At 43.3% G+C, this 13,105-nt stretch carries 11 protein-coding genes; 8 read left to right on the top strand and 3 right to left on the bottom strand.

Translation table 11 applies throughout. The features are described 5' to 3' along the window. The first annotated feature begins 2 nt into the window (after positions 1–2). The 4 genes from K1F36_RS11685 to K1F36_RS11670 all read left to right on the top strand — a co-directional run bounded on the left by K1F36_RS11685 (position 3) and on the right by K1F36_RS11670 (position 5,443). Positions 3–1,664 carry an amidase family protein gene (locus tag K1F36_RS11685; protein ID WP_220113982.1) on the top strand — a complete coding sequence of 554 codons (1,662 nt, stop codon included), beginning with the start codon at positions 3–5 and terminating at the stop codon, positions 1,662–1,664. 99 nt (positions 1,665–1,763) lie between these two features. Then, the gene (gene rimO, locus K1F36_RS11680; RefSeq protein ID WP_220113981.1) at positions 1,764–3,065 is read left to right on the top strand and encodes a 30S ribosomal protein S12 methylthiotransferase RimO; all 1,302 of its coding nucleotides are present in this window, start codon (positions 1,764–1,766) and stop codon (positions 3,063–3,065) included. A 285-nt stretch (positions 3,066–3,350) separates the two neighbouring features. Continuing rightward, the gene (locus K1F36_RS11675) at positions 3,351–3,830 is read left to right on the top strand and encodes a DoxX family protein (RefSeq protein WP_220113980.1); all 480 of its coding nucleotides are present in this window, start codon (positions 3,351–3,353) and stop codon (positions 3,828–3,830) included. Then, positions 3,827–5,443, top strand: coding sequence for a Gfo/Idh/MocA family protein (locus K1F36_RS11670; RefSeq protein WP_220113979.1), 1,617 nt, complete (start codon positions 3,827–3,829; stop codon positions 5,441–5,443). Before K1F36_RS11675 ends, K1F36_RS11670 begins: the two co-directional genes overlap by 4 nt. A gap of 80 nt (positions 5,444–5,523) precedes the next feature. On the opposite strand, the gene K1F36_RS11665 is transcribed toward K1F36_RS11670, so the two are convergent. Genes K1F36_RS11665 through K1F36_RS11655 form a run of 3 tightly spaced genes read right to left on the bottom strand, consistent with a single transcriptional unit; the run spans position 5,524 to position 7,392 of the window. Beyond that, complete coding sequence (locus tag K1F36_RS11665) at positions 5,524–6,666, bottom strand: serine hydrolase (RefSeq protein WP_220113978.1); 1,143 nt, start codon at positions 6,664–6,666, stop codon at positions 5,524–5,526. A 10-nt stretch (positions 6,667–6,676) separates the two neighbouring features. Next, positions 6,677–6,934: a hypothetical protein gene (locus tag K1F36_RS11660; protein ID WP_220113977.1), complete on the bottom strand. Its 258-nt coding sequence runs from the start codon at positions 6,932–6,934 to the stop codon at positions 6,677–6,679. Between the two features lie 5 nt (positions 6,935–6,939). Continuing rightward, a complete protein-coding gene (locus tag K1F36_RS11655) occupies positions 6,940–7,392 on the bottom strand; it encodes an SRPBCC family protein (RefSeq protein ID WP_220113976.1) in 453 nt (150 codons plus the stop codon). A 116-nt stretch (positions 7,393–7,508) separates the two neighbouring features. On the opposite strand from K1F36_RS11655, the gene K1F36_RS11650 reads away from it, so the two are divergent. The 4 genes from K1F36_RS11650 (at position 7,509) to K1F36_RS11635 (ending at position 13,101) form a co-directional block, all read left to right on the top strand. After that, positions 7,509–8,390 (top strand): peptidyl-prolyl cis-trans isomerase, encoded by an 882-nt coding sequence (locus K1F36_RS11650; RefSeq protein WP_220113975.1) that lies wholly within the window; start codon positions 7,509–7,511, stop codon positions 8,388–8,390. Next, positions 8,374–9,771, top strand: coding sequence for a peptidylprolyl isomerase (locus K1F36_RS11645; RefSeq protein WP_258539041.1), 1,398 nt, complete (start codon positions 8,374–8,376; stop codon positions 9,769–9,771). Before K1F36_RS11650 ends, K1F36_RS11645 begins: the two co-directional genes overlap by 17 nt. A 4-nt stretch (positions 9,772–9,775) precedes the next feature. After that, on the top strand, positions 9,776–10,729 hold the full coding sequence (locus K1F36_RS11640) for an AAA family ATPase (RefSeq protein WP_220113974.1): 954 nt from the start codon (positions 9,776–9,778) through the stop codon (positions 10,727–10,729). 104 nt (positions 10,730–10,833) lie between these two features. Then, entirely contained in the window at positions 10,834–13,101 is a 2,268-nt protein-coding gene (locus K1F36_RS11635) for an aconitate hydratase (RefSeq protein WP_207034245.1), read from the top strand. The last annotated feature ends 4 nt before the right edge of the window (positions 13,102–13,105 follow it).

Here is a 13,105-nt window from a genome sequence, read left to right as displayed (position 1 = left end):
CTATGTTCAGATATCTTTTTTTTTCTTTATTATTGATTGGTTTTTTTTCCTGTAAACAGAAGGAAGCCGGACCCAAGGAAGATATTGTTCTCTGGACACCTTATAACGATTCTGCGGAGGTGGCTGCCAGTGCTAATAACAAAAGCGAAAGGATGCGCTATAAATTCATCCAGAGCAAAGTCTTGGATAAGAACGAAGTGTTTCTTCCTCTTTATGACGAAGTGTCCCAGTTTACCGAAGCACAATATCAAAAAATGAAGCCTTTGGTGCTGGAGCAGGATATCCCGACTCTTCAAACCCATATCGACCAAGGTACTTTTACATATGAGGAGTTGGTGCTTTTTTATTTGTACAGAATCTATAAATACGAATTGCCCAACAATACCACCCTCAATACTGTTATTGCATTAAATCCCGATGTGCTCGAAGAAGCTCGGCAGTTAGATGAGCAAAAAGAAATCCACCACCTTATTTATGGCATGCCCATTTTACTGAAGGACAACATTGGAACTGCCGAAATGAAAACGACAGCGGGAGCTATCGCACTAAAGGAGAATCAGACCGATGATGCCTTTATCGTCGAGCGCTTAAAGCAAAAAGGGGCTCTAATTTTGGGAAAGGTCAACTTGAGTGAGTGGGCCAATTTCATCTGTGGTGTTTGTCCGAATGGCCAGAGTGCTGTAGGTGGGCAGACCTTGAACCCCTACGGAAGAAGGATTTTTGATACAGGAGGCTCTAGTGCAGGTAGTGGTGCTTCCACAGCGGCAAATTATGCTGTGGCAGCCGTCGGAACAGAAACTTCAGGTTCCATACTTTCACCTTCCAGTCAAAACTCCGTGGTGGGCTTAAAGCCGACCATCGGCTTGTTGAGCCGAACAGGGATTGTGCCCATTTCCAGTACCTTGGACACCCCTGGCCCAATGACCAAAAATGTGACGGACAATGCGATTTTGCTGGATGCGATGTTAGGGAAGGATGAAGCCGATTATAAATCGGTGAGCTCGGAACCAGGTATTTTATCAGCTTGGATGAACCCGGAAACTCTGAAAGAAATCCGTTTAGGCGTAATGAAGAACTTAATGGAACGTGATTCCATTTATGCTGCGAACATCGAAGAATTACGGAGAGCTGGAGCTCAAATTGTGGAGTTTGAAGCTGAGAATATTCCCCTTGAAGGTTTTACCACGATGCTGAATCTGGATATGAGGGAGGATTTGCCTGCTTACATAAATGCAGAGGTCAAGGATAAAGATGCAGTTAAAGTAGAGTCCGTAGAAGATGTCGTAGCATTTAACCAACAGGATTCTTTGGTAAGAATACCCTACGGACAGAAACGTTTTGATGGCGTTTTGTCCGATTCCACTACTGCAGAACAATTTGAAAAAATCAAACAAAATTTGAAGGAGTCGGGCAGGGTATTCTTCAATATCATGGAAGAAAAAAACCTGGATGCCGTGTTGAGCATCAACAATTACCACGCTGGTTATGCAGCGGTGGCCGAATATCCTGCATTGACTATTCCCATGGGTTACAAAACTGATGGCGAGCCCGAAAGTTTGACCTTCATCGGAAAACCCTTTTCCGAAGCACATTTACTCCGTATCGGTAAAGCCTTTGAAGAATTGACCAAGGTCAGGAAAATGCCTGAAGGATATCAGGAATAACCAAACCGTAAGCGTTCTTATCAATTCCATAAATATTATAGTTCAAAGTGGTTGTAATGCCCTGTGTTATTGTATTTTTGCACTCCATTTAAAGGAACTATGCGCACAAAATCGCTCAAAAAGAACAAAATCAATGTGGTGACCTTAGGTTGCAGCAAGAACGTCTACGACTCGGAAGTGTTGATGGGACAGTTGCGGGCTAATAACAAAGAGGTGGCTCACGAGGAAGAAGGCAATGTTGTGGTAATCAATACCTGTGGATTCATTGCCAATGCAAAGGAAGAAAGCGTCAATACCATTTTGGAGTATGTTCAAAAGAAAGAGTCCGGAGATGTGGACAAAGTTTTTGTGACAGGTTGTTTGAGCGAACGCTACAAGCCAGATTTACAGAAGGAGATTCCAAATGTTGACGAGTATTTCGGTACAAGTGATCTCCCCAATTTGTTGAAGGCACTTGGAGCCGATTATAAACACGAGTTGATAGGCGAGCGTTTGACGACCACACCAAAAAACTACGCATACCTTAAAATTGCAGAGGGATGCGACCGCCCTTGTTCTTTCTGTGCCATTCCCTTGATGCGAGGTAAGCATAGAAGTACACCCATAGAAGACTTGGTCTCCGAAGCTGAAAAATTGGCCGCCAACGGGGTCAAAGAACTCATTTTGATTGCTCAAGACCTTACATACTACGGACTTGATCTTTATAAGAAAAGAAATTTGGCCGAACTGCTCCAGGCTCTGGCCAAAGTAGAGGGCATTGAATGGATTCGTTTGCACTACGCGTTCCCAACAGGCTTCCCCATGGATGTTTTGGAGGTGATGCGAAACGAACCGAAGATTTGTAATTATATTGATATTCCTCTTCAACATATATCCGATGCCATACTTAAAAGTATGCGCCGTGGTACCACTCAGGCTAAGACCACAAAGTTATTGAACGACTTTAGAGTGGCTGTTCCCGAAATGGCCATCCGAACCACTTTGATAGTAGGTTACCCAGGTGAAACCGAAGCGGATTTTGAGACCTTGAAAAATTGGGTCAAGGAAATGCGTTTTGAACGTTTGGGATGCTTCACCTATAGTCACGAAGAGAATACGCACGCCTACAATTTGGAGGACGATGTTCCCGAAGAAGTAAAGCAAGAGCGGGCCAACATCATTATGGAAATCCAGTCACAAATTTCTTGGGAATTGAACCAGGAAAAAATTGGACAAACCTTCCGTTGTATCATCGACAGAAAAGAAGGAAACCATTTTGTGGGCCGTACCGAGTTTGATTCGCCCGATGTGGACAACGAGGTGTTGATTGATGCTACCAAGCATTATGTAAAAATCGGTGACTTCGTGAACATCAAGATTACGGATGCCTCCGATTACGATTTGTTCGGAGAGCCTGTTTAATCAGAATACTGCTTTTCAATTTACATGCTTGGCATAAAGCTACACAGCGACTATGCCCAAGGAATCCCATACGTTAGTTTTTGTATGGCGATCGCATCAGATGTATCGGGCATTTCACCTCCTTCCACCATAAACTACTGAAAATGACATTGGTCATGGTTTATGCTCTCCCTTTAAGATACTTTTAGAGTATCAATTTCTTTTGACCTGTTATATCGTTAATTTGGCACACATCCTCCTCTTGAATGGAGCAGCATTGAATATTTATCATTAACTATAGCAATTATGAACCTAAACCAAAATAAACTGAAAGCAAGTGTTACCCTGCTTCGCATATTTATCGGGTGGCACTTTTTATTTGAAGGTGTGGTGAAGATGTACAATCCCGAATGGACTTCATTTGGATATTTGGCTACCGCACAAGGACCTTTTGACTGGTTTTTTGCCATGTTGATAGGCGATGCAACCATAGGTTGGGTGAACACGCTCAATATTATCGCTTTGATGTTGGTCGGCTTTACCTTTACCCTAGGAATTTTTGAACGAGTCGGAGCCATTGTAGGCGCCGGTCTTTTGGCTATGTATTTTTTGGCTCATCCACCCTTTCCTGGGCTTACACAAATGAATGTTGAGGGGAGCTACTGGATCGTCAATAAAAATTTGATAGAGCTTGTGGCCTGTATAGTAATCTATCAATTACCAACCGGGTCTTATTTTGGCCTAGATCATCTTAGAAAGAACAAACTTAAAACTCAGGAACAATGAAATGGACTAGAAGAGACCTTTTAATAGGATTGGGAGGCCTGCCCATACTGGGAGCTGTATGGTGGGCTGGAGCTGCCAGCTCTGTTGGCTCGCGAAAGAAACGTTCGGAAATATTGGAACAGCTCAATATAAAGCCATCATTGCCTCCTGCAGTTCCGGGAATTGGGGGAGAACCCGTGAGAATCGGGGTAATCGGTTTTGGTATTCGGGGCGAACAATTGACGCGTGCCTTGGGTTTTGCAACAGATGAGTGGAAGGAAGAAATGCGTTTGGCAGCAGAAGAAGACCCCAACAACAAACGATTGGAAGATTTCGAGTCTCAAGAACCCCTCAATGTGAAATTAGTGGGCATTTGTGATGTGTTCGATGTACGTGCGGAGAAATTCATCAATTCGTTTTCGACGGATGATAATAAAATCAAAAGGTATGTGACCTACAAAGATATGATTCAAAGTGGGGATGTGGATGCCGTCGTAATTGCAACACCGGACCACTGGCATGCCCCCATGTCCATTGAAGCTTTGAACAACAATGTACACGTATATGTGGAAAAACCTATGACGCATACCGTTGGCGAGACCTATACCTTGCGCGAAGCGGCCGAAAAATCCGATGCGGTGTTCGCTGTGGGCCACCAGCATAGGCAAACCTTGAGTTTTAGTACTGCGCGTGATATTGTGGAAAAAGGAACACTTGGGCACGTATCATTGATTCAAACAAATACCAACAGAAACGATGACAACGGTGCCTGGAACTACGATATCCATGAGAAAGCCAGTCCCGAGACCATTGATTGGGAGCAGTTTTTGGGCTCCGCACCAAAAGTGCCGTTCAATAAAAATCACTTTTTTAGATGGCGTAAATGGTGGGCTTACGGCTCAGGATTGTCTGGTGACCTGTTGACCCACGACTACGACCGTTTAAATTGTGTGCTGAACATGGGTATTCCTACTTCTGTCAGTGCATCGGGTGGCATATACACTCACAACGACGGACGAAATGTTCCCGATGTGATCCAAGTAAATATGGAGTTCCCCGATTTCAGTACGGGAAGCAGTCAAACCAAGGGCAAGGAAAAGGGTATGACCTTCTGTTATAGTGCAACCCTGGGGAATGGTTTCAATCGCCCCACCATTTTAATGGGACACGATGCCACCATGGAATTGGGCAATAGATTGACCGTTTGGCCCGATAGCGCTTCCACCCGATATGCCGATATGCTGGAAGCCGAAAAGATGCTTCCCAACGTGCCCATTTATCAATATGATCCAGCGGCTACGGCTACAGATGCCGTTTCGTCGGCTACTTCACAATATTTTGCCGATAAGGGTTTGATGTGGACCTATATTGATGGAGTTCGAGTTGATTCAACCTTCCTGCACATGCGTGAATGGTTAAGCGTAATCAAAAATGGTGGAAATGTAAGCTGTGGTATCAAAGAAGGGTTTGATGAGGCCATTTCGGCCCATATGGCTGGACTTTCTTGGAAACTTGGTAGAAAAATAGAATGGGATGCTCCTAGCCAAACGTTGAAACCTATTGAAGGTATAGACTTTGACCAAGTACTCTTGGCCAACGAAAATTGGAACATACAACCAGAAATGGTTGGGTGAGGTTTCTTGATTTTTATGGACTTTAGTCCGGAGGGTGGGACATTGCTTAAATGGAATTTTTTTCAGCGGGTAATGTCCCACTACCTTTTACTGCGTGTACGATTTAGCTCATAATTGTAAAGTTCCCTTCCCAATTGGGCCAAGAATGGAATGCCCACATTGTCATATTCGTAGGTGTTATAGTTAAAAATACCATTGCTGTTCACCAAGATTGTGGCCGTGAGCATAAAGTCGATATTGTTTTTGGTATCCTTTATGTAAGCACAGTCGGTTAATGTACCATAGGCATAACCTACTTTGTTATAGATTTTGATATGTTCCGGCATAGGATCGTTAGTGTCCCCGAACATAAAAAACTTCACGTAGCTGTCGTAAAACTCTTCCGGGTCGTATCCTAACTGGGGTGGTAAGGTGTGCATGGCATCCAAAAGATGTGTGCGCTGACCATTGCTGAGGTTAAAACGTTCGTCTTTCGGAAATGCTTCGGGAAAAATGATACGTTTTAAAAGAGCGGTTTGAGCTTCGATTGGATAATAATTTTTCAATGCGAAATCAAAAGGTCCAGTATGTAAAGATTCATCGGCAATATACCCTTTCCCTTTTTTGATGCCGTTCAAATCAATAGGTCTTATGGGCGAATTTATGATGGGATTGCTTAAGGAGGTAGTTGAATCGTTGAGGTAAAAAACAATAGGTTTTGTTGTAATATCATCGGCATTGTCAGTGGATAACCGATGGGCAATTCGAATGGGCGACACCCCTCGTTCTTGCATTCTAGCGTTTATATCATCTTGGCCCAAAAATTCCACTAAACGATTGTTGGCTGCATTGTCCGAGACAGCAAAAATTTCTGTAATAGCTTTGGCAAACGTTGTTTCCACGGAATCACCTTCCACAAAAAATCGGGTGTCCATGGATAGGGAATCAATTGTGTTGAGCTTTTCCAAGGCTGCGACCGCCGCGGGAAATTTTACGGTACTTGCAGGGTAGAAATAGTTGTTTTTATCCACCTGAAAATCAAAATCCGTAAAAATAATGCTATCATTTTTTCGGTCTATCCGGGTATATCGGACCTGGATTTCATGCTTGTCCAGATGATCCATTACCTTTTTAATTTTTGGATTTTCGGAAGAAAGGGCATTGGCCAGAGGGTCGGTCGGGTTGTTTTTTGCACAAGATACGCCCCACAAGAGCAAGCTCAACACAGCAACTCTAAGCCACATAGATAAAAAATTAAATTTTCCCTGAATACACTTGGCCCCGATGGGGTTTAAGGATGCTCCTTACCTCTTTAAGTTCCATCTCGTCCACCACCAAATAGGCGATACTATGTGTAGGGCTAAAATGTTCCAAGCCTTCAAGGTCGTACTTGAGTTCCTCGACTTCGGCAAATTCTTTAAGGTGTTTAAGGTAATGCTCGGCCGTATGTGATGCGGTTGGGCCCCTAAAGTCCCAGATGATCTTTATTTTTCTGTCCAAAAGTTTTTCCATTGTCGTTATGAGTTGAGCACGGATGTGCCATTTTCGGCAAATGCCTTAAAATCTTGCATGTATTTAAGGGACTGTTTTTTGAAGGCCCCAGGCATTAAAAATCCCATAAGTTTCATCCCAAACCCAGAAAATTGAAATTCCGATTCGGATACCCAACGGGTTTTTTCGTCCTCTTCCTTAAAATAGTTTTTTTGAATATTGTGTACTCCCTTGGTTTCGTAAGTCATGTGTATTTCTTCGGGTAGGTTTTTTTTTATGATGGTTTCCACCAAATCCATTTTCCGTTTTCCCATTTCGTAACTTAGACTCATGCGAGAACCCTCTTGTCCGGGACTGGCGGATAATTGCTCGTAGCCGATAAGTCCTTGTTGCCAATGCTTCATGTTGTCGGGGTCATCCATTTTTTTAATAAATTCCTCCCTGGGTACATCAACAACAATTTCCGTAGTGTACTTCATATTTGGTTTGGTTTTGCACTAAAGTAGCAATTTCTGGGCATCTATCGGGCACAAAAAATCTGTTAATGAAATGAGAAGCTTCTTGTAAGGGACTTTGTAATTGTTATTTTTGCGAAATGCTTAAGCTCCAAAAACACACACTTTTGCTTTTAGGCACTTTTGTGGCAATTCTTGTTTCGTCCTGTGAAGGTATGTTCAATGAGGAGGAAGAAAAGGAACCTCTGGCGAGGGTGGGCGACACTTTTTTGTACAAAGAAGATGTTGCTTCCTTGATCAGGGATGATATGACGACGCAGGATAGTACCATATTTGTGAACAATTATATAAATAATTGGGCATCAAAACAGTTGTTGTTGTCAAAATCAAAGATAAACCTGCCCGAAGAAAAGTTGGCGGAGTTTGATCGATTGGTGTCCGATTATCGTGCCGATCTGTACACGCGTGCCTACATAGAAGCGTTGGTCAATCAATCCCAGGATACGTCCGTTACCAAAAGTCAATTGCAGGAATTTTACGAGAGAGAAAAAGAAAATTTCAAACTCAACGAAAAATTGGTGCAGCTAAGGTTTGTTGGCATGTCCGGACAATTTTTGGATAGGGACGGGGTCGAGTCAAAAATTAAGAGATGGGAAGATTCAGATAGAAGGTATTTGGATTCCATTGCCGTACAATTCAAAAAAATACATTTTAACGATTCTATTTGGGTAAGCGCATCAAGGGTTATTCAAGAAATACCCCCATTAACACAGGCAAATGAGGAATCCCACTTAAAAAAATCACAATTTTTTGAGCTACAAGATTCGTTAGAGGTATATTTGGGGTTGGTAACCAATGTGTTGGAAGTCAACGAAACGGCCCCGTTTGATTATGTGGAACCTGATATTCGGCAACTGATCTTGAATAGAAGACGCTTAAATTACATTAAACAATTGGAGACCGAAATTATAGATGAAGCCATTAAGAAGAATGAATTTGAGGTTTATGACAAAGAAAATTAAAGGACTTTCGATTGCATTTTTTGCAATAATAGGAATGGTCCAGGCACAGGAAGCAGACCAAGCAATGAGTGTGGATACTACGAGCAACACCAAAAGAATAAAGCTTGACGGAATTGCAGCAGTAGTGGGAGATTACGTGATCTTGGAATCGGATATAGACAAAACCTTGATCGATCTTCGTAACCAAGGCGCCTCCACCGAAGATGTTACCCGTTGCGGACTTTTGGGCAAGCTTATGGAGGATAGACTGTATGCCCACCAAGCGGTGCAGGATAGTTTGTTGGTGTCCGATGATATGGTGAACGCCCAGAGTGACAGACAGATCCAACAATTGACGCAACAGATTGGAAGCGTTGAAAAAATGCTCAGCTACTATAAAAAGCCCGACATGGAAAGTTTCCGGGAGGAGCTTTTTGAAATCAATAAACTTCGTATGCTTTCCGAAAAGATGCAGGGAAAAATAGTAGAAGAGATTGAAGTGACCCCGGAAGAGGTCCGTCAGTTTTTCAATAAAATTCCAGAAGATGAACGACCTGTTTTTGGTGCGGAATTGGAAATTGCCCAAATTGTAAAGCAGCCCGAAGCTCCCGAAGAAGAAAAGCAAAAAGTCATCAACCAGCTTAAGGAAATCCGTCAGGATGTGTTGGAAAACGATGCCAGTTTTAACGTAAAGGCCATATTGTACTCACAAGACCCTGGCTCAAAATCTAAAGGTGGTTTTTACAGCATGACCAAGGAGACACCTTTTGTAAAAGAGTTCAAGGATGTTGCCTTTAGTCTAAGGGAAGGGGAGATATCGGAACCTTTTGAAACAAGTTTTGGGTATCATATAATTTATATTGAAAAAATAAGAGGACAGGAATTGGATTTGAGGCATATTCTTATGACTCCTGAGATTCCACAAAGCGCTATTGATAAAGCAACAAAAGAATTGGACTCCATTCGCCAGCAGGTTTTGGAGGGCAAGTACACATTTGCCGAGGCAGCTTTGAATTTTTCGGATGAAAAAGAGACCAAGTTTGATGGAGGACTGCTACGTAATCCCGTAAACTTTGATTCCAGATTTGAGCTTACAAAAATGGACCCCACCCTATACAACCAGGTCAGGAACCTTAAGGATGGTGAAATATCTCGCCCCATTCGTGAAGATGACCAAAGAGGTGGAGCACCTAAGTTCAAGATTATGAAGATTTCCAACCGTTATGATGAGCACGAGGCAGACTTTGCCAAGGACTACATGAAAATCCAAGAATTGGCACTTCGTGAAAAACAGTTCAATGCCATTAAGGAATGGATGGAAGAACATATCGATGATACCTATATCCACGTGGACCCAGAAAGCAGAGGATGTGATTTTGCTAACAATTGGGTAAAGGAATAACCGTATGTCGGACGTAACTGCAGTAGAAAATCTGGTAAAAAAACACCAAGACTTAAAAAAGGAGATTGCCAAGGTCATTGTGGGTCAAGAAGAGGTAATCGAACAAATACTGTTATCCATTTACACTGGAGGTCATTCACTGCTCATAGGTGTGCCAGGTCTGGCCAAAACGTTAATGGTCAATACCATTGCGCAAACCCTGGGATTGGACTTTAAAAGAATCCAGTTTACCCCCGATTTGATGCCTAGCGATATTTTGGGAAGTGAAGTCTTGGACCAAAACCGCAACTTTAAGTTTATAAAGGGGCCGGTTTTTGGAAATATCATCCTAGCCGACGAAATTAACAGGACCCCTCCCAAAACACAAGCGGCATTATTGGAGGCCATGCAGGAAAGAGCGGTGACCATTGCGGGAAACCAGTACAAGCTCAATCAACCATATTTTGTACTGGCTACCCAAAACCCAATTGAGCAAGAAGGTACATATCCCTTGCCAGAAGCCCAGCTGGACCGTTTTATGTTCGCCATAGAACTAAAATACCCATCGGTCGAGGAGGAAATCCAAGTGGTAAAGTCCACTACTAGTGATGATCAGGCCACAATTGATACCTTGTTCACTGCGGATGAAATCATTGAGGTACAACATTTGATCAGGCGCATACCCGTTCCGGACAATGTTGTGGATTATGCGGTAAGGCTTGTAAACAGGACAAGACCAGGACAAGAGGGAGCATCGGAATATGTTCAAAACTACATCGATTGGGGAGCTGGCCCAAGAGCTTCACAGAACCTGATTTTGGCCTCAAAGGCCCATGCAGCCATCAACGGAAAGTTCTCTCCGGACATCGAAGATGTAAAAGCGGTAAGTCTCGGAATACTCCGCCATAGGATTCTAAAAAACTACAAAGCGGAAGCTGAAGGCATTACCGAAGAAAAAATTATCACGGAATTGTTGTAAAAAATAAGAAGGGCAACACTTATTTAGTGCGATTCTAATTCCAAATTACTTCTTGTTTTAGTAAATTTACCGAATTACAAAAATCTTAAAAACTCAATTGTATAATGGCATTTGATATAGACATGATTAAGGGTGTCTATGCTTCCATGGGGGAACGCGTAGAAAAAGCCCGTGAACTGGTGGGCAAGCCCCTAACACTTTCCGAAAAGATTTTATACTCCCACCTGTGGGACGGTAAAACCGAAAAAGCATATGTAAGAGGCAAGGACTATGTTGATTTTGCCCCGGACAGGATCGCCTGTCAAGATGCAACGGCGCAGATGGCCCTCTTGCAATTTATGCAGGCTGGAAAGGATAAAGTAGCGGTGCCGACCACGGTTCACTGTGATCACTTGATTCAAGCCAAAGATGGTGCTGCGGCAGATTTAAAACATGCCAATGAGACCAGCAAGGAAGTTTTTGACTTTTTGGGGTCTGTATCCAATAAATACGGTATTGGGTTTTGGAAACCTGGAGCAGGTATCATTCACCAAGTAGTTTTGGAAAACTACGCATTCCCAGGTGGTATGATGATAGGAACCGATTCCCACACCGTTAATGCTGGTGGATTGGGAATGGTGGCCATTGGAGTTGGTGGTGCCGATGCAGTGGATGTAATGGCCGGAATGGCTTGGGAACTAAAATTCCCAAAACTTATCGGCGTTAAATTGACCGGAAAACTATCTGGTTGGACCGCCCCTAAAGATGTAATCCTTAAAGTGGCCGAAATCCTAACCGTAAAAGGAGGAACAGGTGCCATTGTAGAATATTTTGGGCCTGGAGCCACTTCTATGTCCTGTACAGGAAAAGGTACTATCTGTAACATGGGTGCAGAGATTGGAGCGACCACATCGACTTTTGGTTACGATGAATCCATGGAACGTTACCTAAGGGCTACCGACAGAGAAGATGTTGCCGATGCCGCCAATAAAGTGAAAGAACACTTGACCGCAGATCCCGAAGTATATGCCAACCCAGAGCAATATTTTGACCAGGTCATTGAAATCAATTTGTCCGAATTAAAGCCACTTTTGAACGGTCCATTTACACCGGATTTGGCCACAGAAGTCGGCAGTATGACCGAGAAAGCCACCGAGAACGGATGGCCGTTGGCCGTTGAGTGGGGATTGATAGGATCTTGTACCAACTCTTCCTATGAAGATTTGTCAAGAGCATCATCCATAGCACAACAAGCGCTGGACAAAAAACTGAAGACAAAAGCCGAATTTGGAATCAATCCAGGATCGGAACAAGTAAGATATACTACTGAGCGGGACGGTATTTTGGAGATATTCGAAAAATTGGATGCCAAGATCTTCACCAATGCCTGTGGACCATGTATTGGTCAGTGGGGACGTTATGAAGATCCCAAGAACGCACCAAAGAACAGTATAGTGCACTCTTTCAACCGTAACTTTGCAAAGCGTGCCGATGGTAACCCCAATACGCATGCCTTTGTTGCTTCGCCAGAAATGACAGCCGCAATAGCCATTGCAGGTCGTCTTGACTTTAATCCATTGACGGATAAACTCATCAATGAGGATGGGGAAGAAGTAATGTTGGATGAGCCAACAGGATGGGAATTGCCACCAAAAGGATTTGAGGTCAAAGAAAATGGATACGAAGACCCCGTAGAGGATGGAAGTGGAGTAGAGGTAATCGTTGCAAAAGGTTCAGAACGTTTGCAACTGCTTGAACCATTTGAACCTATCACCGCCAATGATCTTCAAGGTATGAAGTTGTTGATCAAGGCCTTTGGAAAATGTACCACGGACCACATTTCCATGGCAGGGCCATGGTTGCGATTCAGGGGGCATTTGGACAATATTGCCAACAACACCTTGATTGGGGCGGTAAACGCCTTCAACCAGAAAACCAACTTGGTGAAAAGCCAATTGACCGGTGAGTACGGAGGGGTGCCGGATACTCAACGTGAATACAAGAAAAAAGGAATCAAGACCGTAGTGGTCGGAGACCATAACTACGGTGAAGGTTCATCTAGAGAGCATGCTGCTATGCAACCAAGACACTTGGGTGTTGCAGTTGTATTGGTAAAATCGTTCGCAAGGATACACGAGACCAACCTTAAAAAGCAAGGTATGTTGGCGTTGACCTTTGCCAATGAGAACGATTATGATCTTATTCAAGAGGACGACACCTTCAATATGGTGGATGCCGCTGAGTTTGCTCCGGACAAGCCATTGACCATTGAAGTGGTGCACGCAGATGGAAGCAAAGATACCATCATAGCGAACCATTCCTATAACGATGCACAGATCAAGTGGTTCAACGAAGGCTCGGCCCTGAACCTGATTAAAAAGCAGAATGCTTAATTGT

This window comes from Flagellimonas abyssi, assembly GCF_019457905.1.
GTDB classification, from domain to species: domain Bacteria; phylum Bacteroidota; class Bacteroidia; order Flavobacteriales; family Flavobacteriaceae; genus Flagellimonas; species Flagellimonas abyssi.
Note: the sequence above shows the minus strand (reverse complement) of the source record. Positions and strands in the feature narration are given on the sequence as shown.